The sequence below is a fragment of the Photobacterium halotolerans DSM 18316 genome, assembly GCF_000425165.1.
In the GTDB taxonomy this organism is placed as follows: domain Bacteria; phylum Pseudomonadota; class Gammaproteobacteria; order Enterobacterales; family Vibrionaceae; genus Photobacterium; species Photobacterium halotolerans.
The window spans coordinates 1-22,636 of the sequence record NZ_KE384322.1 but is presented as its reverse complement, the minus strand read 5'-3'; the positions used below and the strand labels follow the sequence as shown (position 1 = coordinate 22,636).

21 protein-coding genes, 1 rRNA gene and 1 other annotated feature are annotated in these 22,636 nt (G+C 51.4%); of the genes, 13 read left to right on the top strand and 9 right to left on the bottom strand.

From position 1 onward, the window contains the following. Positions 1–54 precede the first annotated feature (54 nt). The gene (locus tag H511_RS0117815; RefSeq protein WP_036759978.1) at positions 55–669 is read left to right on the top strand and encodes a transglycosylase SLT domain-containing protein; all 615 of its coding nucleotides are present in this window, start codon (positions 55–57) and stop codon (positions 667–669) included. A gap of 50 nt (positions 670–719) precedes the next feature. Further along, the gene (luxS, locus tag H511_RS0117810) at positions 720–1,238 is read left to right on the top strand and encodes an S-ribosylhomocysteine lyase (protein ID WP_027253540.1); all 519 of its coding nucleotides are present in this window, start codon (positions 720–722) and stop codon (positions 1,236–1,238) included. 111 nt (positions 1,239–1,349) lie between these two features. Here luxS and H511_RS0117805 read toward each other — a convergent pair whose 3' ends face one another. Further along, positions 1,350–2,627, bottom strand: coding sequence for an HlyC/CorC family transporter (locus H511_RS0117805; protein ID WP_027253539.1), 1,278 nt, complete (start codon positions 2,625–2,627; stop codon positions 1,350–1,352). Between the two features lie 140 nt (positions 2,628–2,767). Next, the gene (locus H511_RS0117800) at positions 2,768–3,562 is read right to left on the bottom strand and encodes a cytochrome C assembly family protein (RefSeq protein ID WP_027253538.1); all 795 of its coding nucleotides are present in this window, start codon (positions 3,560–3,562) and stop codon (positions 2,768–2,770) included. Between the two features lie 256 nt (positions 3,563–3,818). Here H511_RS0117800 and ffh point away from each other — a divergent pair, with 256 nt between their 5' ends. The 5 genes from ffh to rplS all read left to right on the top strand — a co-directional run bounded on the left by ffh (position 3,819) and on the right by rplS (position 7,330). Further along, on the top strand, positions 3,819–5,186 hold the full coding sequence (gene ffh, locus H511_RS0117795) for a signal recognition particle protein (RefSeq protein WP_027253537.1): 1,368 nt from the start codon (positions 3,819–3,821) through the stop codon (positions 5,184–5,186). 170 nt (positions 5,187–5,356) lie between these two features. After that, on the top strand, positions 5,357–5,608 hold the full coding sequence (gene rpsP, locus H511_RS0117790) for a 30S ribosomal protein S16 (protein WP_027253536.1): 252 nt from the start codon (positions 5,357–5,359) through the stop codon (positions 5,606–5,608). 27 nt (positions 5,609–5,635) lie between these two features. Then, positions 5,636–6,169, top strand: a complete 534-nt coding sequence (gene rimM, locus H511_RS0117785) for a ribosome maturation factor RimM (protein ID WP_027253535.1) — start codon at positions 5,636–5,638, stop codon at positions 6,167–6,169. A gap of 25 nt (positions 6,170–6,194) precedes the next feature. Next, positions 6,195–6,944: a tRNA (guanosine(37)-N1)-methyltransferase TrmD gene (gene trmD / locus H511_RS0117780; RefSeq protein WP_027253534.1), complete on the top strand. Its 750-nt coding sequence runs from the start codon at positions 6,195–6,197 to the stop codon at positions 6,942–6,944. Positions 6,945–6,976: 32 nt separating this feature from the next. Then, positions 6,977–7,330 carry a 50S ribosomal protein L19 gene (rplS, locus tag H511_RS0117775; RefSeq protein WP_027253533.1) on the top strand — a complete coding sequence of 118 codons (354 nt, stop codon included), beginning with the start codon at positions 6,977–6,979 and terminating at the stop codon, positions 7,328–7,330. A gap of 107 nt (positions 7,331–7,437) precedes the next feature. On the opposite strand, the gene H511_RS0117770 is transcribed toward rplS, so the two are convergent. The 4 genes from H511_RS0117770 to H511_RS0117755 all read right to left on the bottom strand — a co-directional run bounded on the left by H511_RS0117770 (position 7,438) and on the right by H511_RS0117755 (position 12,134). Further along, complete coding sequence (locus tag H511_RS0117770) at positions 7,438–7,860, bottom strand: DUF1801 domain-containing protein (protein ID WP_027253532.1); 423 nt, start codon at positions 7,858–7,860, stop codon at positions 7,438–7,440. 131 nt (positions 7,861–7,991) lie between these two features. Then, positions 7,992–9,479 (bottom strand): carbon starvation CstA family protein, encoded by a 1,488-nt coding sequence (locus H511_RS0117765; RefSeq protein WP_027253531.1) that lies wholly within the window; start codon positions 9,477–9,479, stop codon positions 7,992–7,994. 265 nt (positions 9,480–9,744) lie between these two features. Next, positions 9,745–10,458, bottom strand: coding sequence for a two-component system response regulator BtsR (btsR, locus tag H511_RS0117760; RefSeq protein WP_027253530.1), 714 nt, complete (start codon positions 10,456–10,458; stop codon positions 9,745–9,747). Further along, positions 10,455–12,134, bottom strand: coding sequence for a sensor histidine kinase (locus H511_RS0117755; protein ID WP_027253529.1), 1,680 nt, complete (start codon positions 12,132–12,134; stop codon positions 10,455–10,457). Before H511_RS0117755 ends, btsR begins: the two co-directional genes overlap by 4 nt. A gap of 218 nt (positions 12,135–12,352) precedes the next feature. Here H511_RS0117755 and H511_RS0117750 point away from each other — a divergent pair, with 218 nt between their 5' ends. Together H511_RS0117750 and tyrA are read left to right on the top strand one after the other, a co-directional pair. Further along, a complete protein-coding gene (locus H511_RS0117750; RefSeq protein ID WP_027253528.1) occupies positions 12,353–13,423 on the top strand; it encodes a 3-deoxy-7-phosphoheptulonate synthase in 1,071 nt (356 codons plus the stop codon). A gap of 15 nt (positions 13,424–13,438) precedes the next feature. Further along, on the top strand, positions 13,439–14,566 hold the full coding sequence (gene tyrA / locus H511_RS0117745; protein WP_027253527.1) for a bifunctional chorismate mutase/prephenate dehydrogenase: 1,128 nt from the start codon (positions 13,439–13,441) through the stop codon (positions 14,564–14,566). A gap of 75 nt (positions 14,567–14,641) precedes the next feature. Here the strand turns inward: tyrA and pheA are convergent, their stop codons facing one another. The 3 genes from pheA to bamD all read right to left on the bottom strand — a co-directional run bounded on the left by pheA (position 14,642) and on the right by bamD (position 17,532). Continuing rightward, on the bottom strand, positions 14,642–15,820 hold the full coding sequence (gene pheA, locus H511_RS0117740) for a prephenate dehydratase (protein ID WP_027253526.1): 1,179 nt from the start codon (positions 15,818–15,820) through the stop codon (positions 14,642–14,644). Positions 15,821–15,858: 38 nt separating this feature from the next. Continuing rightward, positions 15,859–15,979 (bottom strand) — a sequence feature (Phe leader region). 122 nt (positions 15,980–16,101) lie between these two features. Then, the gene (gene hpf, locus H511_RS0117735; RefSeq protein WP_027253525.1) at positions 16,102–16,458 is read right to left on the bottom strand and encodes a ribosome hibernation-promoting factor, HPF/YfiA family; all 357 of its coding nucleotides are present in this window, start codon (positions 16,456–16,458) and stop codon (positions 16,102–16,104) included. Between the two features lie 348 nt (positions 16,459–16,806). Then, positions 16,807–17,532 carry an outer membrane protein assembly factor BamD gene (gene bamD / locus H511_RS0117730; protein ID WP_027253524.1) on the bottom strand — a complete coding sequence of 242 codons (726 nt, stop codon included), beginning with the start codon at positions 17,530–17,532 and terminating at the stop codon, positions 16,807–16,809. 140 nt (positions 17,533–17,672) lie between these two features. Here bamD and rluD point away from each other — a divergent pair, with 140 nt between their 5' ends. The 4 genes from rluD to H511_RS0117710 all read left to right on the top strand — a co-directional run. After that, positions 17,673–18,647 (top strand): 23S rRNA pseudouridine(1911/1915/1917) synthase RluD, encoded by a 975-nt coding sequence (gene rluD / locus H511_RS0117725; RefSeq protein ID WP_027253523.1) that lies wholly within the window; start codon positions 17,673–17,675, stop codon positions 18,645–18,647. Between the two features lies 1 nt (position 18,648). Beyond that, entirely contained in the window at positions 18,649–19,377 is a 729-nt protein-coding gene (gene pgeF / locus H511_RS0117720) for a peptidoglycan editing factor PgeF (RefSeq protein WP_027253522.1), read from the top strand. A 135-nt stretch (positions 19,378–19,512) separates the two neighbouring features. After that, on the top strand, positions 19,513–22,086 hold the full coding sequence (clpB, locus tag H511_RS0117715) for an ATP-dependent chaperone ClpB (protein ID WP_027253521.1): 2,574 nt from the start codon (positions 19,513–19,515) through the stop codon (positions 22,084–22,086). A 414-nt stretch (positions 22,087–22,500) separates the two neighbouring features. Then, positions 22,501–22,636: ribosomal RNA gene (locus H511_RS0117710) — 16S ribosomal RNA — on the top strand; the annotation flags it as partial.

Below are 22,636 nucleotides of genomic sequence, written 5' to 3'. Positions count from 1 at the left end.
GTCATAATATCAGACCTGCCGTTTTCACTTTGGTTCCAATTCAGGGAGTGAAAAATGCTTCTGGCAACAGCAAAAGGGTCGGCGCTGATATTGTTGGTTTTAATAACAACCGGTTGCGCAACACCTCCGCCCCAAAATCAATCAAACGTATGTGACATTTTCCGTGAGAACCCCGACTGGTATCAGGACGCGGTCGACATGGAAAAGCGCTGGGGGACACCCATTCAGGTTGCTATGGCCTTTGTGCGCCAGGAAAGTGCTTTCCGCCATGATGCCCGTCCTCCCCGTCCCTATGTGTGGGGCGTGATACCCTGGTTCCGCAGCAGCAGCGCCTATGGCTATGCACAGGCACAAGATCCTGCCTGGGAAGATTACCAGCGGGCGACCGGCAGCTGGAGTTCGCGTACCAGTTTTGATGATGCGCTGATGTTTATCGGCTGGTATACCGATGAAACACAGCGACAACTGGGGATATCCAAGTGGGATGCTTATAACCAGTATTTGGCCTATCATGAAGGGCGAGGTGGCTATAGCCGCGGGACTTATCGCCATAAGCCAACTCTGCTGCAAGTGTCCCGTAAAGTGGATCAGCAGGCGAAATCTTATGGCTGGCAATTGAAACAATGCCGGCAGGAATTGGAAGATAACCGCAGCTGGTGGCCGTTCTGAGCGGAAGGGACTGCCAGGCTACGACACGACAGGCAAAGGAGAAGGACACCATGCCATTATTAGATAGTTTTACCGTCGACCACACCAAGATGCATGCACCGGCTGTGCGTGTTGCCAAAACAATGCAGACACCCAAGGGCGATACGATTACTGTGTTCGATCTGCGTTTTTGTCGCCCCAATCAGGAAATCCTCTCCGAGCGCGGTATTCACACCCTGGAGCATTTGTTTGCCGGCTTCATGCGGGCCCATCTGAACTCAGGGACAGTGGAAATCATCGACCTGTCGCCAATGGGGTGCCGTACCGGTTTTTACATGAGCTTGATCGGTGAGCCTGACGAACAGCAAGTGGCAGACAGCTGGCGTGCCGCGATGGCAGATGTGCTGAAAGTGGCTTCTCAGGCGCAAATTCCTGAACTGAATGAATACCAGTGTGGTACTTACAGCATGCACTCACTGGACGAAGCCAAACAGATCGCGCAGGATATTCTGGATCGCGGCATTGATGTGAATAAAAACGACGAGTTAGCTCTGCCAGACAGTATGTTGCAGGAATTGAAAGTAAAGTAAGTCTTGACTGACTTTGCATCGATATAAAAAAAACCACCGCTTGTAGCGGTGGTTTTTTTTATTGTCATCTCCAAACCACCGCCTGTGGCGGCGCTGATTTAGGACCCAGGGTTAACCGGTTTTTTGCAGCTGGGCCGGCAGGATTTTGACCAGTTTGATCATGTTATCGGAGATTTCCACTATCTCCATCTGATAACCGGCCACTGACACGCTGAGGATGCTGTCCGGGATATCTTCCAGATGCTCCAGAATCAGGCCGTTCAGGGTTCTGGGGCCGTCTGTCGGCAAATCCCAGTTCAGGCTCTTGTTCAGTTCACGGATATTGGCGGTGCCTTCAATCAGTAAACTGCCGTCACTTTGCGGGGTGATCTCTTCGGCTAAGGTCGGAGAGATGGAGGTGGTGAATTCTCCCACTATCTCTTCCAGAATGTCTTCCAGGGTGATCAGACCCTGAATATCGCCGTACTCATCAACAATCAGGCCGATGCGTTCTTTGCGGCGCTGGAACTTCAACAGCTGAATATTGAGCGGCGTGCCTTCCGGAATGAAATACACTTTGTCTGCAGCTCGCAGCAGATTTTCTTTGCTGAAATCGTTCTTATCCATCATCAGGCGGTAAGCTTCTCTGACGCGCAGCATACCAACGACTTCATCTATGTTGTCCCGATACAGGACGATACGGCCGTGAGCGGCATGGCTGAGCTGGCGGACAATGGATTTCCAGTCGTCATTGATATTGATGCCGACAATTTCATTACGCGGCACCATCAAATCTTCCACTGTGACGTTTTCCAGATCCAGAATCGACAACAGCATGTCCTGGTGGCGGCGGGGGATCAGGCTGCCCGCTTCATTGACCACAGTGCGCAATTCTTCCGAACTCAGGGTGGCATCGTTCATATTATCGACACGCATGCCGAGCAGCCGCAGGAAACTGTTGGTGATGCCGTTAACAAACCAGACCAGCGGATACAGCAGTTTCATCAGTATCCGTAACAGGATACTGCTGGAATAAGCCACTTTTTCAGGGTACAGCGCAGCCAGGGTTTTCGGCGTGACTTCAGCAAACACCAGTACGGCCATGGTCAGCGCGCCGGTGGCGATAGCCACACCCAGATCGCCGTACAGGCGCATACCTAAAATCGTCGCGATGGCAGAGGCAAGAATGTTCACCAGGTTGTTACCGATCAGAATCAGGCCGATCAGGCGATCAGGTCGGTCGAGCAGTTTTTCAACCCGCTTAGCCCCACGGTGGCCCTGGCTTGCCAGGTGGCGCAGTTTGTAGCGGTTTATCGACATCATGCCGGTTTCAGAGCCGGAGAAGTATCCGGAGATCAGGAGTAGTAATACCAGAAGGGAGAATAAAGCTCCCGTGGATATATCGTCCAAAAAGTCAGTTCCTTGTATCGCTGTGGATGTGTACTCTGTACTGAATATGAGTAAAGGTGTCAAGGCCGGGTCGTTAAGACGCTGACGGCCCGGTCAGGATTAATCATGCTTAAGCATGGATAGTGTTTATTAAATTGTCATTAGCTGCCAATGATGATTTCTTTGACAAAACGGCTGCCGAAGTAGGCCAGAGTCAGCAGAAACGCGCCAATCAGGCTGAACCAGACGACTTTTTTACCCCGCCAGCCCATCCGGTAATGGCCCCAGAGCAGAACGCTGTAGACCCCCCAGGCCAGAATGGAGAGTACCGCTTTGTGTGTTTTGCCCTGGGCAAACATATCCTGCAGAAAAATAAAGCCAGTGATCAGCGTGACCGTCAGCAGTATGTGACCGACCAGAATGATTTTAAACAACTGCCGCTCAACCAGCATTAAGGGCGGCAGATTAGGGTTAAATGCCAGCTTTTTGTGTTTGAGCTTATAGTCCAGCCACGCCAGCTGAATCGCGTACAGTGTAGCGATCATCAGGGTCGAGTAGGCAAATAGCGCCAGAGAAATGTGTAACAGGATTTGAGGATGCGCCTCCAGGTGCGTAATAAAGCCACCGGGTAACACAGCCGCCGCGGCAAGGTTAATTGCGGCGAAGCTGTAAATGACAGGCAGCAGAAACCATATCCGCATTTTGACCATGGCCAGAGTAGTGATGACGGCGATAATCAGACTGATGAGCGAGGCAACATTTAAAATACTCAGGTTCTGGCCGACGCCCCCCAGAATCAGATCTTTCAGAAACACCACATGCAAGATGATCGCCACTGTGGCACTGATCAGCACTGGCCGGGCTTTTATGCCATTATTATGGCTGAGCCCAGGCACGATAAATGCCAGTGCAAGCAGATAGAAACCAGCAGCAGTGAAGGCAATCAATATGTCCATAACACCTGTAAAGATCGTGAACTCGAACTGGTGAGTATACCTTGTGAACGGATAGCACGACAATGATACAAAGGGCACAATCGTGTGGGACAGAGCGCACTTTGCGGTCTGTTTCAGCGATTTCAGCAGGAATCTCTGTTGGTGTTGCGCGGCAGAAATGACAAGAATTCTGTCACAGGCTGCACGTATGGCATGAAACCGGGTCACTGATTGCGGTATACTGGCACGAAATGAGTGCGTAACGAGCGAGTCACACATGTTTGACAATTTAACCGAGCGTTTGTCGTCAACGCTGAAAAATATCAGCGGCCGTGGCCGTCTGACAGAAGACAATATTAAAGATACCCTGCGTGAAGTGCGCATGGCATTGCTTGAGGCGGATGTCGCGCTGCCGGTTGTCCGTGATTTCGTCAAGCGGGTGAAAGAACGCGCTGTCGGAACTGAAGTCTCTAAGAGCCTGACGCCAGGCCAGGAATTTATCAAAATCGTTCAGGCGGAATTAGAAGCCGTCATGGGCGACACCAACGAAGCGCTGGATTTAGCCAGCCAGCCACCTGCGGTCATCTTGATGGCGGGTTTGCAGGGTGCCGGTAAAACCACCAGTGTGGGTAAGCTGGGTAAACTGCTCAAAGAGCGTAATAAAAAGAAGGTACTGGTTGTTTCCGCCGACGTATACCGTCCTGCCGCTATCAAGCAGCTGGAGACCCTGGCGTCTGATATCGGTATTGATTTCTTTCCGTCCAGCCCGGATCAAAAACCGGTGGCAATTGCCCAGGCGGCTATCGAGCACGGTAAGCGCAAATTTTATGATGTGGTAATTGTCGATACTGCAGGCCGTCTGCACGTCGATGAAGCCATGATGGACGAAATCAAGGCCGTTCATAAAATTGCGAATCCGGTAGAAACCCTGTTTGTGGTCGATGCCATGACGGGCCAGGATGCGGCCAATACCGCCAAAGCCTTTAACGAGGCGTTACCGCTGACCGGTGTGATTCTGACCAAGGTCGACGGTGATGCCCGTGGTGGTGCTGCGCTGTCGGTGCGTCATATTACCGGTAAGCCCATCAAGTTCCTGGGTGTCGGTGAGAAGACAGATGCGCTGGAGCCTTTCCACCCTGATCGTGTGGCGTCCCGTATTCTGGGGATGGGCGATGTCCTGTCGCTGATTGAAGATCTGGAACGCAACGTTGATAAGGAAAAAGCCGAGCAGCTCGCGAAGAAATTCAAAGAGAAGAAAGGCTTTGATTTAGAAGACTTCCGTGGACAGCTTCAGCAGATGAAGAACATGGGCGGTATGATGGGCATGATGGATAAGCTGCCCGGTATGTCCCAGTTGCCCGGCAATATCAAAGACCAGGTCGATGATAAAATCTTTGTCCAGATGGAAGCTATCATTAACTCCATGACCTCGAAAGAGCGTGAGCGCCCGGAGTTGATTAAAGGTTCGCGCAAGAAACGTATTGCTGCCGGTTCCGGTACTCAGGTACAGGATGTCAACCGTTTGCTCAAGCAATTTACCCAAATGCAGAAGATGATGAAGAAAATGCAGAAGGGCGGCATGAAGAACATGATGCGCAATATGAAAGGCATGATGCCGGGCGGCGGCATGTTCCCTGGGCGCTAATTGCTTCAATTGCTTGTTTTTTGGTCTCAGCTGGTGATTTTACTGGTGAAAAAGTAGCTAAAGCAGTTGCATTCGCGGGTTGAAAGAGTAAAATTCCGAGGCTTTATTTGGCACGGGCCCCGTTTTTATGGCGGGGCCACTTTTATTTACAGTAATGCAAAGAGGACGATATGGTAACCATTCGTTTGGCACGTCACGGCGCGAAAAAGCGTCCATTTTATCACATCGTTGTTGCTGACAGCCGCGCTGCGCGCGACGGTCGTAACATCGAGCGTGTAGGTTTCTTTAACCCACTAGCTACTGGTCAGGAAGAGCGTCTGCGTCTGGACCTGGACCGTGTAAATCACTGGGTTGGTCAAGGTGCAACTGTATCTGACCGCGCAGCTAAACTGATCAAAGACGCTGCTAAAGCAGCTGCTTAAGATTGGTTAATGGGTAGCAGAGAAGCAATGAGTTCACACAACCAAGACCAAGTTGTTGTCGGTAAAATCGGTGCCACTTACGGTATCAAAGGGTGGCTCAAAGTTTTTTCCTACACAGAACAAGCCGAGAGCATTTTCGCTTATCAGCCATGGCTGATTAAGATGAAAGGTGAATGGCAGACCTTCCATGTGGAAGCATGGAAACGTCATGGTCAGGGGTTAGTTGCCAAGTTGCAGGGTCTGGATATCCGAGAGGATGCTCAGGTCATGACTAACGCGGAGATCAACGTACCTGCTGAACAATTACCGGCGCTGTCAGATGAAGAATTCTACTGGCGCGAACTGATGGGCATGGCTGTTGTGACAACCCAAGGTTACGACCTGGGTAAAGTAACGGACATCCTGGAAACCGGTTCTAATGACGTCTTAGTGGTTAAAGCCAACCTTAAAGATGCTTTTGGACAGAAGGAACGCTTAATTCCGTTCCTCGATGAGCAGGTCATCAAGTCGATTGATCGCACTGCTCAACGGATCGAAGTTGACTGGGATCCTGGATTTTAACCCATCAGTAAGAGCGTAAAGAACCATGCGGGTAGGAATAATTAGCCTATTCCCTGAAATGTTCCGGGCTATTACTGAGTTTGGGGTAACAGGTCAGGCGGTAAAAAAAGGCCTAGTGACGGTAGAGACGTGGAATCCCCGCGACTTTACTCACGATAAGCACCGTACGGTCGATGACCGACCTTATGGTGGCGGACCAGGTATGCTGATGATGGTGCAGCCTTTGCGCGATGCCATTCATGCTGCCAAAACGTCTGCCCAAGGCCAGGCGAAAGTGATTTACCTCTCTCCTCAGGGCCGTAAGCTCGATCAGACGGGTGTTGAGGAACTGGCGCAGAACGAGAATCTGATTCTGATCTGTGGCCGGTATGAAGGGGTAGATGAGCGCATTATCCAACAAGAGGTAGACGAAGAATGGTCTATCGGGGATTTTGTGCTGACGGGTGGTGAACTGCCAGCCATGACCTTAGTCGATGCAGTCGTGCGGTTTGTACCGGGCGTTCTGGGCGACTTTGCGTCGGCAGAAGAAGATTCTTTTGCCAATGGCTTGCTGGATTGCCCGCATTACACGCGTCCTGAAGTGTTAGATGGACAAGCCGTACCTCCGGTACTCTTGTCTGGTAACCACAAGGACATTAGCCGCTGGCGATTGAAACAATCGCTGGGCCGTACCTGGCTAAGAAGACCAGAGCTCCTGGAAAACCTAGCTCTGACTGACGATCAGGAGAGCTTGCTAGCGGAGTTTATTCGCGAACACCGGCAAGCCATGAGTTAATTTAGTATCAGTTTATTCTAGGGTATATACCAATGAGTAATATCATCAAAGCTCTTGAGCAAGAGCAAATGAAAAATGACCTGCCTGACTTCGCACCAGGTGACACTGTTGTTGTTCAGGTTAAGGTAAAAGAGGGTGACCGTGAGCGTCTGCAGGCGTTCGAAGGTGTTGTTATCGCCAAGCGTAACCGTGGTCTGCACTCAGCTTTCACCGTTCGTAAGATTTCTAACGGTGAAGGTGTTGAGCGTGCATTCCAGGCTCACTCTCCAATCGTAGACAGCATTACTGTTAAGCGTCGCGGTGCAGTACGTCGTGCCAAGTTGTACTACCTGCGTGAGCGTTCAGGTAAAGCGGCTCGTATCAAAGAGAAGCTGACCAGAAAATAAGAACGCGACACGAAAGACGCGTATTGAGAGGCCCGCCAATTTGGCGGGCCTTTTTTTATTACGCGCAAACCTGCCACCGCCAGGCGGCTGCATACCGACATGCCGTCTTACTCACACTGGTACTTCTGCTTCATCATCTCAATATGCTGGCTCAGCATCGCTCTCAGCACTGTCAGGTCGATATCGTCCAGGCGTTTGATATACAGGCAGGATTTTCCCAGCTTATGTTGCCCTAGTTGCCTGAGCTGATCCTGATGAGCGGCAAAGCCCAGCATGAAATACAGCGTTAGTTTACCTTTACGGGGTGAGAAGGCGATCATCGGCCAGCTGAAGTGCTTGCCGGCGGTGTTGCTGTAAAAGTAGGCACCAAAGCCAACCAGGCTGTCTCCCCACAGCACCGCGTCCTTACCGCTCAGCCCGCTCAAGAGTGTCAGTAGCTGACGGCTGTCTTCCTGTTGCTGGCTGTCACTGAGCCCTTCTATAAAGGCAGTGACACTGGCTTGGGTAGGACGGGTTTTGAGGATACTCACTGTATGACTCCTGAACCGGGTTGTGTGTCGAGTATATACAGGCAGAGGAAGGGAACTGAAGAAAAAAGCGTGAACGGGAGAGGGGGATAAAAAAAACCAGCCCGGAGGCTGGTTTTCACCGAAGCACAAGGTTAAGCCGTTTCCAGCTTGCCTTTGCTTTCATTCTCTTCTTCATCCAGATCGATTTCGCCCTTACCTTTTGACTTCACTATGACGTACACAGTGATGCCAAGTGTCGCAATCAGGCCGATCACAGTCGAGATCATCATAGGCAGACCGAAGCCCAGTGTGCTGTTGTTCAGAATAAAGGTGATCACGACTGTGGTCATGAAAATAGCCGGTACTGTGGTTACCCAATGCAGCTTGTTGTGGCGCAGCAGGTAAGCGGAAGCCGTCCACAGCATCATGACAGCTGTGGTCTGGTTAGCAAATCCGAAGTAACGCCAGATAATCCCGAAGTCGACCTGAGTCAGAATGCCACCGATAACAAACAGAGGAACGGCCATCAGCAGGCGGTTACGCAGACTCTTTTGCTCCATGTTGAAGTATTCAGCCAGAATCAGGCGGCTTGAGCGGAACGCGGTATCACCGGAGGTAATTGGCAGAATCACGACACCCAGGAAGGCTACCACGCCGCCGACAACGCCCAGCAAGCCAAAGGATGCGCTGTAAACCACGTTGCCCGGGCCACCGTTGGCCACGGCATCTGACAGGTTTTCCACCGAGCCGAAGAAAGACAGTGCCAGCGCACACCAGATCAGGGCAATCACGCCTTCACCTATCATGGCACCGTAGAAAACGAAGCGGCCGTTTTTCTCATTTTCCATGCAACGCGCCATCAGTGGCGACTGAGTCGCGTGGAAGCCTGAGATAGCACCACAGGCAATGGTGATAAACAGGGCAGGCCACAGTGGCAGGTCATTCGGGTTCATGTTGGTGAACATCTGGCTGACTTCATAGTCGCCCAGCAGGGTGTATTCGCTGGAAACGGCAATAGCAGTGATCAGGCCGACCGACATGAAGATCAGCAGGAAGCCGAACAGCGGGTAGAAGCGGCCGATGATCTTATCAACCGGTACTATGGTGGCGATGATGTAGTAAGCAAAGATGATAGCGACCATGGATCCCATAGAGACCGTCATATCGGTTTGCTCGTTGACCAGGTTGGTGATCATGCCTGCCGGGGCAGAAACGAAGACCACGCCGACCAGCAGCAGCAGCACAATGGCAAAGATATTCATAAAATGTTTGGCGCCATTGCCCAGGTAACGACCGGACAGCGTCGGTACTGACGCGCCGCCATTGCGCACCGACAGCATGCCTGAGAAATAGTCGTGCACGGCACCGGCAAAGATACAGCCCAGGACAATCCACAACATGGCCGCCGGACCGTAAAGTGCGCCCATGATTGGACCAAAAATAGGACCAACACCGGCAATGTTCAGCAGCTGTACCAGGTACACTTTTTTCTTGGACATCGGCACATAGTCAACGCCGTCCTGCATAGTGTAGGCGGGTGTCTGGCGCTTTTCGTTAATGCCGAAAAGTTTTTCAATAAAGGTACCGTAAATAAAGTAACCGCCAATCAAAGCAGCCACGCAAATCAGAAACCAGGCCATATCTGTGCCTCTCTCAGTGTAGGTAGGTAGTAGGGTTATTTAATCTTTTATCAAGGCTTGCATCTTAACCGGTTGCGGCAAAGACGCACGGCCTAAAAGACTGAGTGGCGGTATGAGGTTATTGAGCGGTCGATAAAGAGATTGAGCGGCGGCAACTGGGACTGAGCGGTTGTCTCTGCCCCTGAGTGGTCAGGCGGCTAAAGTGGGCGCCGCTGGGCGGATCAAGCAAGGAACAGGCAGCGCGAAGCCTGCCCCTGATTAGTGGTCAGCTCAGCCCGTAGCGATCTTTGATCTCTTTCAGGTAGCGCCGGCTGACCGGGACCTGCTGGCCATGCTGGGTCGTGATTTCTGCCAGTCCGTTATCCAGCAGTTTGATCTCACGAATCGCCTGCGGGTGAACCAGATACTGGCGATGGCAGCGGATGAGCGGGGTTTTTTCTTCCAGCACTTTGAGGGTCAGTTGTGTGGTTGCCTTAGTGTCTTTGGTGACTATGTGCACCCCCGATAAATCAGAATACGCCAGTTCGATATCGGCCGGGCTGAGCAGCAAGATGCGGTTATGGCCACTGCACGGAATAAGCTCGAGCATTTCGCTGATCAAAGGGGTGTAATCAGGCTGGCGCAGCTCGCGCTTCAGCTTGGCCAGGGTTTTGTCGAGCCTTGCGGGTTCAACCGGTTTTAACAGGTAATCAAAGGCATTATCTTCAAACGCTTTGATGGCGTAGTCGTCATACGCCGTCACAAACACAATTTTGGGCATGGTGTCCGGATCCAGCATGCTCAGCAGTTCGATCCCTGTGATTTGCGGCATCTGGATATCCAGAAACACCACTTCGGGCTTGAGCAGATTAATCATCTTCAAACCTTCTATGGCGTTGGCACCGCTGCCAATGATTTCAATGTCGCCGCTGTCGTGCAGCAACTCAATCAGCTCCTCGCGGGCATAGGGTTCATCGTCTATGACAAGCGCCTTGATCATGATTGTCCGTTCTCCTTTGGCAGCGTAATGGTGGCCAGTGTCCATTGATTGGCTTCCCAGCTCATTTGCAGGCCGTATTCTTTGCCATAGCGGTTTTTCAGTCGTTTATCGACAATTTTCATGCCCAGACCGCTTTCTTCGCCCACGGGCTGATACAAGCCTGCATTATCGCGGACTTCCAACACAATACGCTGATCATTCTGACACGCGTTGATCGTCAGTTTACCGCTTGCCAGCAAATTAGACGTACCATGCTTGATGGCATTTTCCACCAATGGCTGCAGGGTAAAGGTCGGAATCGTGATATTCAATAATGCATCATCAATATTGACTTCAACCTGCAGCCGGTCGGCAAACCGGGCACGTTCAATTTCCAGATAGGCATGTACGTGCTGCAGTTCTTCTTCCAGGGTGACAGTTTCTATATTCTGCTTCAGATTTCGACGGAAAAACTGTGACAAATGCTGAATCAGCTGTCTGGCTTTGTCTGGATCACGGCGGATCACTGCATTGATAGTGTTCAATGCATTGAACAGAAAGTGCGGATTCACCTGTGCCTGCAACAGGCGCAGCTCTGCCTGAGTCAGCAGGGTTTGCTGGCGGTTATAGCGGCCGGTCAGGATCTGGTTCGACAAGAGTTTGGCGATCCCTTCTCCCAGCGTCAGATTGATGGTGGAAAACAGCTTATGCTTGGGCTCATAGAGTTTAATGGTGCCTATCACCTCATGGTTGCCGCCAATCAGGGGGATCACCAGCGCAGAGCCTAATTTGCACTTGTCGTAGAGCGAGCAGCAGTAGGGCACTTCATAACCGTCGGCATAGACCAGCTCGCAGTTATCTATGGCCTGCTTGGTATGCTTGGATGAAATCGGGGTGCCCGGCAAATGGTGATCATCACCGATACCGATGAAGGCTAGGATCTTGTCTCTGTCTGTAATAGAAACCGCACCGACCCCGGTTTCTTCGTAAACGATACGGGCGATCTGTTTGGAGTTTTCCTGATTAAATCCCTGGCTGAGTATGCCCACAGATCGCTGGGCTATTTTCAGTGCCCGGCTGGAAAACGCGGCGGAGTATTTCTCATAGATGGTTTTTTTATCGCGGATAATACTCATGAACAGAGCAGCGCCCACTGAGTTGGCGATGACCATAGGCAAGGCAATGGCGCTGACCAGGCTGTAGGCTTTATCAAAAGGCTCGGCCACCACCAGGATGATCAGCATCTGCAGGATCTCCGCTACCAGGGTAATGGCGAACACTGTCAGTGGCCGGAAAATCGCATCAAAGTTACTGCGGCGGACAAAATAGCTGTGCATGATGCCGCCGATCAGCCCTTCAACCGTGGTGGAGATGGCACAGGCGACGTCAGTAAATCCGCCCATGCTGTAGCGGTGCATACCGCCGGTCAGACCCACGGCAAAGCCCACCACCGGGCCGCCCAGCAATCCTCCCATGACAGCGCCGATTGCCCGGGTATTGGCAATGGCATCTTCTATGTGCAGACCAAAATAAGTGCCTAAAATACAGAAAAGAGAAAACAGCACATAGCAGGCAAAACGTTGTGATAAACGGCCAGATACCGTAGTAATAGGCATAAACAGCGGTGTCTTGCTTAGCAGGTAAGCCAAAACCAGGTAAACACTGAGCTGTTGCAGCAGAGACAGGATGAGTTCCATGGCGGTATCGGAATAAGCTAAATGGATGTTTATGGTAGCTGTCTTTGTATGAAAGGCAATAATATACGCACTGTGTAAATATATATTTACGAACGGTATTTTTTCTTTACAGGCTATTGCTCCATGAAATACCAGTTGTTATTGTCTCTTCATTGACAGGGGAAATCCTGTTGTAACTTAAACTTTACACCCAGGTATAGCAAAATCAGGATGGCCCTATGCAGAAAGATGTGTTGAATAATGTCCATATTCAGGATGAACAAGTCCTTATTACGCCGCAACAGTTAAAAGATAAATTGCCTGTCAGTGAATCAGCGCTGTCTTTCATCGAACAATCGCGTAAAACCGTTGCTGACATTATCCACAAGCGCGATCACCGTTTACTGGTGGTCTGCGGCCCTTGTTCTATTCATGACGTCGAAGCGGCAAAAGATTATGCCCGCCGATTTAAAGAGCTGGCTGCTGAAGTTGACGATCAGCTGTACCTTGTTATGCGTGTGTACTTTGAAAAACCGCGGACGACTGTCGGTTGGAAGGGCTTGATTAACGACCCGCATCTGGATGGCACTTTCAAGATTGAAGAAGGGCTACATATAGCACGCCAACTGCTGATCGATCTGGTGGAAATGGGTATTCCTCTGGCAACAGAAGCGCTGGATCCTATCAGCCCGCAATACATTGGCGATTTGTTCAGCTGGGCAGCCATCGGTGCGCGCACCACTGAGTCGCAGACCCACCGTGAAATGGCCAGTGGTCTTTCTATGCCGGTTGGGTTCAAAAATGGCACCGATGGCAGCCTGGGGACGGCCATCAATGCCATGCAGGCGGCCGCTTCCGGCCACCGTTTCATGGGGATTAACCGTGAAGGCCAGGTGGCTTTGCTGAACACGCAGGGCAACCCGGATGGCCATGTCATTCTTCGTGGCGGCAAGCAGACCAACTACGATTCAGTGTCGGTTTCCGAATGCGAAACTGAGATGAAGTCGGCGGGTCTCATTCCGGCCTTAATGGTAGACTGTTCCCATGCCAACTCTCGCAAGGATTACCGCCGTCAGCCACTGGTTGCCGAAGATGTGATTCATCAGATCCGGGAAGGGAATCATTCCGTCATTGGCCTGATGCTGGAAAGCCATCTCAACGGCGGCAATCAGAGTGCTGATCTGGATCGCAGCGAAATGGCGTACGGCGTCTCTATCACAGATGCCTGTATTAACTGGGAAGATACCGAAAGCCTGCTGCGTCGCGCTCGTCAGGAATTAACCCCTTTCCTACAACAACGTATTAAATAATGGAATAAGAGACGAATGGTTGCGGAACTGAGCACACTACGAGATCAAATTGATGAAGTCGATAAGCAGATGGTCGCGCTATTGGCGCGCCGTCTGGCTTTGGTCGAAGAAGTCGGCCATGTAAAAAGTCAGCACGGTCTGCCGATTTATGCCCCGGATCGTGAAGCTGCCATGCTGGTCTCACGGCGACAGGAAGCCGCTGATCAGGGCGTACCGCCGGATCTGATTGAAGATATTCTGCGCCGCACCATGCGTGAATCTTATGCCAGTGAAAATGATTCAGGTTTTAAATGCCTGAAGCCTGAATTGCGCCCGATCGTTGTCGTTGGTGGTCATGGTCAGTTGGGCCGTCTGTTCTGTCGTCTGTTTGAGCTGTCGGGTTATCAGGTACGTACTCTGGGTAGTCAGGATTGGGACAAAGCGGATGAATTGCTCAAAGATGCCGGCATGGTTGTGGTGACCGTACCGATTCATCTGACCGAACAAGTGATCCGCCGCCTGCCTAAGCTGCCGGATGATTGCATTCTGGCGGATCTGACTTCGATTAAGAGCGGACCAGTGCAGGCCATGCTGGAAGCGCATCAGGGACCTGTGGTGGGGCTGCACCCCATGTTCGGACCGGATATCAGCAGCCTGGCTAAACAAGTGGTGGTTTACTGTGACGGTCGTAACCCGGAAAGCTACCAGTGGCTGCTGGAGCAGATCCAGATCTGGGGTGCGAGCCTTAACCGGATCAGTGCCATCGAGCATGATCAGGGGATGACCCTGATTCAGGCACTGCGGCATTTCACGTCGTTTGTGTATGGTGTTCACCTGGCCGAAGAAGATCCGCGCTTAGATCAGCTGTTGTCGCTCAGCTCGCCGATTTACCGCCTGGAACTGGCGATGGTCGGACGGCTGTTTGCACAGGACGGGCAGCTCTATGCGGATATCATCATGTCTTCGCCGCAAAACCTGGCCATGATTAAGCGTTTTCACCAGCGCTTTGGTGATGCTATCGCCATTCTGGAAAATAAAGATAAAGCCGCGTTCAAGCAGGCATTTGATCAGGTGGAAAGCTGGTTTGGTGATTACGCCGGACGCTTTTTGAAAGAAAGCCAGTCGTTGTTACGGCAGGCGAACGATGCGACCCACAGAGGTTAATTCGCTTCGTTTCTGTCCACATATTCGTTGCTGTTGATATAAAAAGAAGGCCAGCTTTTGCTGGCCTTGCTGTGTTTATTCTTCCAGATAATCGACTTCGGTCGGTTTGACGTTTTCGCTGGGGTAACAGCCTAACACTTTGATAAATCGCGTCAGCCGGGTCAGTTCTTCCAGTGCCTTCTGCATGGCCTCGGACTTCAAGTTCGTTTCAACATCGACATAGAACATTTCTTCCCATGGATTGCCGATCACAGGCCGTGACTCCAGTTTCGCCATATTGATGTTGAGATTGCGCAGCACCAGCAGGCATTCAACCAGTGAACCGGGTTTCTGGCCGGTCGACATGATGAGTGTGGTCTTGGCCGGGATCAGCGGTGTGACATCGACAGCTTTCCGGGCAACGACAATAAAGCGGGTAAAGTTTTCCTGCTGGTTGGCAATACCGGTTTTCAGCGGGGTTAAGCCATACAGCTCACCGCTGGACGCATTGCCAATGGCGGCGACATTCGGCTGTTTAAGTTCAGCGACCTGCTGCATGGCATCGGCAGTGCTGGAAGTATATTCCTGCCTGATGTCACCCATAGTGCGAAGGTACTCACTGCATTGCTGGTGGGGTTGCGGATGGGAATACAGGGTATCAATCTGATCCAGCGAGGTCGGAACGGCTGTCAGCAGGCAGTGTTCAATCGGCTGGGTAATTTCGCCCACAATCGACAGGCTGGTATGCTGCAGCAAATCGTACACTTCGTTAATCGAACCTGAGCTGGTGTTTTCAATCGGCAGGACGCCGTAGTCAGCCTGACCGGTTTCTACCACATTGACCACATCACGGAAATTGGAACAGCTCATCTCAACCAGTTTGGTTTGCTTCCGGCTGAAGTACTGACGGCTGGCCAGGTTTGAATATGATCCTTTGGCGCCCAGAAAAGACACGCGAACCACAGGCTGAAGGCTGTCGGGGTTGGCCAGCTTTTGCAGATAAGCCTGCTGGAAAAGCACTGAGTCTTCAATAATGGTATGAAAGATCTGAGTGACATAGCTGGCATCTAACTGGTGTTGCTTGCCTTGATCAATCAGTCTCAGTAACAGTGCCTGCTCTCTTTCCTGATCCCGGACAGGTTTGGTGGTTTTGATTTTGCTTTTGGCGACTTCCAGGCTCAGCTGACGCCGTTCTGCCAGTAGTGCCAGAATTTCATTGTCTATCCGAGTGACATGGGTTCGGATCTCGTCCAGTGAGTGATAGCTTTTGGTCATTCTGGTTCCCTGTCTGTGCGTATTTTATAGTTATGCTTACAAAAAAGCCCCCCGATTGGGAGGCTTGCTGTTCGTCTTTCGCTGCTTTCTTGCGTAACGATAGCCCCCACTTAAGGTGAGCGAAAAAAGAAGTGAAAGAAAAACAGTGGGTCTTGAATCATGTGTCGGTCAGTCTCGTGCATATGCTGGCTAAAATATTGTCTAGGAATCACCCTATGGCGAGTCGGTGATCTTGTCAAGAATAAAAAGCCCCGCCATGCGGCAGGGCTTGATAGGAAGGGTCAGGCTTCGAAGTCTTCTTCTGCGATTTCGGCTTCAGTCAATACAGGCTTCTGGCTGTGACTGGCTCGACGGGCTTCCGATTTGTGTGATTGCTTGCTCAGCTGTCGCTCCAGTTTCTGATACATGTCTTTAATGGCGGCGTACATGTTTTCCTGTTCAGAGGATGCCACAATGTTCCCCCCTGGAATGCCGGCTGTTGCTTCCACCTTGAAGTGCCGGTTAGGTTCTTGGCTGATGACTGCATGTTTGCCGATCAGCGGGACTTGAAAGCGCTCTAACTTACTGAATTTTTCTTCAATGCGCTCACGGATAGCAGGGGTGACATCAATGTTTTTGCCTGTGACTTCTACTTGCATAGTCTCTCTCCTGTTTTGCTACCCCTTGGTGGGTTAACTTCAGATTACTCTTCTCAAGCGTGAATAAAGTGATCTGGATCAACTTTGATAAGTAAAATAATTCACCAATTTATTTCTGTGACTTGTTCTGCTTTGTGACAAGAAAATGAATAAAAACCCCTTGTCGGGGACATGATGAATGCGGCAGTATGGAGTGAGTTGATGACTGGCGGCCAGTGCTGCTCAGGGGTGTTTTTCGGCCTGAAGCAGAGTGTTTCGCTATAAACAATCAGAATCTGGTGCGGTGATCCGCGAGAATAAAAAACGGCAGCCATCTGGCTGCCGTTTGTCGTTTTATCTGTCTCGGGATCAGACCGGATTGAGATCAATCAGTCGCTGAGCATGTTCGGCCGGCGTTTCCAGGCCAAGCTTTTCATACGCGGTTTGCATCAGCGGCAGCGATTGACGTGCCGCTTCAGTATCCGGATACAGACGCTGAATTTGCTGGCAGCGGTTCACGGCGGCCACCCAGGCTTCACGGCGGATATAAAAGTCGGCAGCGGCTAACTCATAGTTGGCCAGACGGTTTTTCAGGTAAACCAGTCTTGCTTTGGCATCTGCGGCATACTGGCTGGCCGGGTAGCGATCCAGCAGGCGCTTAAAGTCACGAAAGGCCTGGCGAGCCGGTTCCGGATCCCTGTCGTGGCGATCAATATCGAACACATCGTGCATGAAAGAACGATCCTGGGCCATGTGCGTCAGGCCACGCATATAGAGTACCCAGTCTGCTTTTTCATGGGTCGGGTTCAATCGGGTAAAGCGATCTATGGTTGCTTCGCCAAGGGCCAAATCATCGTTCTTGTAATAAGCGTAAATCAGATCAAGCTGCACCTGCTCCGAATAAGCGCCGAACGGATAACGTGAATCCAGTGCTTCTAATCGTTCAATGGCTGTTACCCAGCTACCACTTTGTAAGGCTTGCTGAGCACTGCCGTACAGCTCAGAAGGCGGAATATCCGGGACCACTTCCTCTGTACTGGAGCAACCAGACACAATAGCGGCGGCAAGAAATGTCGTGATTATCAGGCGTTTCATTGCGGCGTCAGTTTCCTTGGTCATAATTTATTTCTGTGATCCATTACGGTCAGCGCCGTTAACAGATACAATGACAACTAATATCTGTCATTTTACGCAGCGTTTAGGCTTTAGTCTCACGCTTTTTGAAAAAGTTCTTTATGGCACAGCAAATAGAGTTAAGCAACATAGTAAACGATAGCCAGCTTGGTCAACGTCTTGATCAGGCTCTGGCTGAACTGTTTTCCGATTATTCCCGTTCGCGGATCAAAGACTGGATTCTCAATGGCAGCGTCTGCGTCAATGGCGCAGTGGTGACTAAACCCCGCCTTAAAATGATGGGCGGTGAAAAACTCACTGTTGTGGCTGAGATTGAAGATGAAGAGCGCTGGATTGCGCAAGACATTCCGCTCAACATTGTTTATGAAGATGAGCATCTGCTGGTGATTAACAAGCCACGTGATTTTGTGGTTCACCCGGGGGCAGGCACGCCGGACGGTACTGTGCTCAATGCACTGTTGCATCACTGCCCGTCTCTTGCCGAAGTGCCGCGAGCCGGTATTGTGCACCGTCTTGATAAAGACACGACGGGCCTGATGGTGGTGGCGAAAACGATTCAGGCGCAGACCCGACTGGTTCGTGCGCTGCAAAAACGTAAAATTACCCGTGAATATGAAGCGGTTGCCATGGGCAAAATGACCGGGGGTGGCGTGGTTGAAAAGCCGATTGGCCGTCACTCCACCAAGCGCACTTCAATGGCGGTACATGAGTTGGGCAAACCGGCTATCACCCATTATCGTGTCGCTGAGCACTTTCGTGAACACACCAGCCTGGTGCTGCGTCTGGAGACAGGGCGTACCCACCAGATCCGTGTTCACATGGCGTATCTTTCGCACCCGCTGGTGGGGGATACCCTGTACGGCGGTCGTCCACGTCCGCCACGCAATGCCTTTCAGGAAGTGATTCTCGCGCTTCGTGCTTTTGATCGCCAGGCTCTGCATGCTCGTATGCTGCGGCTTGACCACCCAATTACCGGGGAGTTGATGGAATGGCATGCTGAGACACCGAAAGACATGGTGGCTTTAGTCGAGACTCTGCGTCAGGACAAACTTGACCATCCAGAGGACGATTACTGATATGTGGATTACCCCAGACTGGCCAGCGCCTGCGAATGTCAAAGCCGTCAGTACCACCCGTTTCGGGGGGATCAGCCAGGGGCCATATGAAGGTCTCAATCTGGGGGATCATGTGGGCGACACACCCGCGGCGGTGTCACATAATCGTCAATGGCTGCAGCAACAACTGGGTTTGGCGCATGCGCCTGCCTGGTTGTCGCAGACCCACAGCACGATAGTACAGGAACTGCATGAGCCGCTGACGGAGATTCCCCATGCGGATGCCAGTATTACCCGGCAGCCGGGATTAGCCTGTACTGTGATGACAGCCGATTGCTTACCTGTATTGCTGTGCGATCGTCAGGGCACGCAGGTGGGAGCCGTGCATGCCGGATGGCGAGGTTTGGCTGACGGTATTATTGAACAAACGGTGGCGTGTTTTGGTCAAGCACCGGATCAATTACTGGCCTGGCTGGGACCTGCCATTGGGCCGCAAGCCTTTGAGGTCGGTGGGGAAGTCAGAGAGCAATTTCTGGCCGATGATCCGGCGGCGGAATCTGCATTCCAGCCACAAGGTGAAAAATGGCTGGCGGATATCTATCAGCTGGCCCGATTACGATTACACCGTCTGGGCGTGACCCAGGTTTTCGGTGGCAGTGAGTGTACCGTCAGCGACGCTTCCCGTTTCTTTTCTTATCGCCGGGATGGCGTCACCGGACGTCAGGCCAGTTTAATCTGGCTGGAAAAATAAACCTCTGCCATTACCGCCTCCAAAACAGCGGCCTTGAGTCGCTTTCTGATATCCCCACATTTTATGCTTGAAAAGCACAAGGCGCGCAACCATATACAAAGATAATGACAAGGTCATATCTAGAGTGGAGGACTTATGCGTCTTGACCGGTTTACAAGCAAATTTCAATTAGCGATTTCTGATGCGCAGTCGCTGGCTTTAGGACGAGACCATCAGTATATCGAACCTGTGCATTTGATGATGGCACTGATGAATCAGGACAGCAGTACCACGCGGCCGCTGCTGACTCTGCTGAATGTAGATATTACCCAATTGCGTTCCAGTCTGTCCGAACAGCTCGATCGTTTACCCAAAGTAAGCGGTATCGGCGGCGATGTGCAGTTATCCCATGGTATGGGCGTGCTGTTTAACATGTGCGATAAGCTGGCTCAGAAACGCAAAGACAAATACATCTCTTCCGAGCTGTTTATTCTGGCGGCAGTGGACGACAAAGGTCCGCTGGGCGAGCTATTGCGTAAGTTTGGCTTGAGTGCAGAAAAAGTTGAACAGGCGATTGAGAAAATCCGCGGTGGCCAGAAAGTTGATGATCCCAATGCCGAAGAAAACCGTCAGGCGCTGGAAAAGTTCACTATAGATCTGACCGAGCGCGCCGAGCAAGGCAAGCTGGATCCCGTGATCGGCCGTGATGAAGAAATCCGCCGTACTATCCAGGTCTTGCAGCGTCGCACAAAGAACAACCCTGTCCTTATCGGTGAGCCGGGGGTGGGTAAAACGGCGATTGTTGAAGGTCTGGCCCAGCGTATTGTCAATGGCGAAGTACCTGAAGGACTGCGCAATAAGCGCGTACTGTCCTTGGATATGGGCGCATTGATTGCAGGTGCTAAATACCGTGGCGAGTTTGAAGAGCGCCTCAAATCCGTATTGAACGAACTGGCGCAGGAAGAGGGCAGTGTCATCCTCTTTATTGATGAGCTGCATACCATGGTTGGTGCCGGTAAAGGTGAGGGCGCCATGGATGCCGGTAACATGCTTAAACCTGCGCTGGCCCGTGGCGAACTGCATTGCGTCGGGGCAACAACACTGGACGAATACCGCCAGTTTATAGAAAAGGATGCCGCGCTGGAGCGCCGTTTCCAGAAAGTGCTGGTGGAAGAGCCGAACGTTGAAGATACCATCGCGATTTTACGGGGCCTGAAAGAGCGTTATGCGCTGCATCATCATGTCGAAATTACCGATCCGGCGATTGTCGCGGCGGCCAGCCTGTCGCACCGGTATATTTCTGATCGCCAGTTGCCTGACAAGGCGATTGACCTTATCGATGAGGCGGCTTCCAGTATCCGTATGCAAATTGATTCCAAACCGGAATCTCTGGATCGCCTTGAGCGCCGAATCATTCAGCTGAAAATCGAGCAACAGGCGCTGTCGAAAGAAAGTGACGACGCCAGCCAGAAACGTCTGGCCGTGCTCAGTGAAGAGCTGGAAGGCAAAGAGAGCGAGTACGCTGAACTGGAAGAAGTCTGGAAAGCAGAAAAAGCAGCGCTGTCTGGCACTCAGCATATTAAAGCGGAGCTGGAACAGGCGAGAACCGACATGGAGATTGCCCGCCGTGCGGGGGATCTGAACCGCATGTCTGAGCTGCAATACGGCAAAATTCCCGAACTGGAGAAACAACTCGATCTGGCTGCCCAGGCAGAAATGCAGGAAATGAGTCTGCTGAAAAACCGTGTCACCGATGCTGAGATTGCCGAGGTGCTGTCACGTCAGACCGGCATTCCGGTATCCCGGATGCTGGAAGGCGAACGCGATAAGCTGCTGCGGATGGAAGAAGCGCTGCATCAGCGGGTCATCGGCCAGAATGAAGCTGTGAATTCAGTGGCGAATGCTATCCGTCGCAGCCGGGCAGGTTTATCTGATCCCAACCGGCCTATCGGTTCATTCCTGTTCCTGGGCCCGACAGGGGTCGGTAAAACAGAGTTGTGCAAGGCGCTGGCCAACTTCATGTTTGACAGTGATGACGCCATGGTGCGTATTGATATGTCAGAGTTCATGGAGAAACACTCCGTCGCCCGGCTTGTTGGTGCACCTCCGGGTTATGTTGGCTATGAAGAGGGCGGATACCTGACCGAAGCGGTTCGCCGGCGTCCTTATTCCGTCATTTTACTGGATGAAGTAGAAAAGGCGCATCCGGACGTGTTCAACATTTTGTTGCAAGTGCTGGATGATGGCCGCCTTACTGATGGGCAGGGCAGAACGGTCGACTTCCGTAACAGCGTCATCATCATGACATCGAATCTGGGTTCTGATCGTATTCAGGAGCATTTTGGTGAGCTTGATTATGCTGGTATCAAACATCTGGTTATGGACGTCGTGGGCCATCACTTCCGCCCTGAGTTCATTAACCGTGTCGATGAAACCGTTGTGTTCCATCCTCTGGGTGATAAGCACATCAAAGATATCGCCCGAATTCAGATTGGTCGCCTGAGTGATCGACTGGAAGAAAAAGGCTTTGAACTGAAAGTAGAAGATTCTGCGTTGGATTTGATTGCAAGCGCAGGTTTCGATCCTGTATATGGTGCTCGCCCGCTGAAACGAGCGATCCAGCAATACATTGAAAACCCATTGGCGCAGGATATCCTTTCCGGGAAATTAACGGTTGATAAGCCAATTGTGCTGGCAGCCAAGGATGAGCATATCTCTGCCAGCCAATAAAATCGTGAGACTAAAGTAAGAAAAGCCTGCTCGATTGCAGGCTTTTTTGTCTCTCCTGTTTCTGTTTTGTGTATTTTTTAGCCGTAAATCCACCGTTTGTTTAAAAAGAAACCTATTGAAGTTTATTTGTGATTTTACGCTTGCCAAGATGCGCGAACTCTCTATAATGCCGCCTCACTGACACGGAGAACGGCGCTTACAGCCAAGACCATGTCAGAAAGCTCTTTAACAATTTGACCATGCAATCTGTGTGGGCACTCGACAATGATACAGTCATAAAAGATTTATCAGTGAACTGAGTGACCAATTGGTAGCGCTTTCTCGAAAGCGTTACCGGCACAGTCAATTCGTTTCAACTTCGGTTGGAACAGCAGTAATCACTGAGCCGCTTTTCTTCGGAAAGGCAAAAAACTTTAATTGAAGAGTTTGATCATGGCTCAGATTGAACGCTGGCGGCAGGCCTAACACATGCAAGTCGAGCGGCAGCGACAACATTGACCCTTCGGGTGATTTGTTGGGCGGCGAGCGGCGGACGGGTGAGTAATGCCTG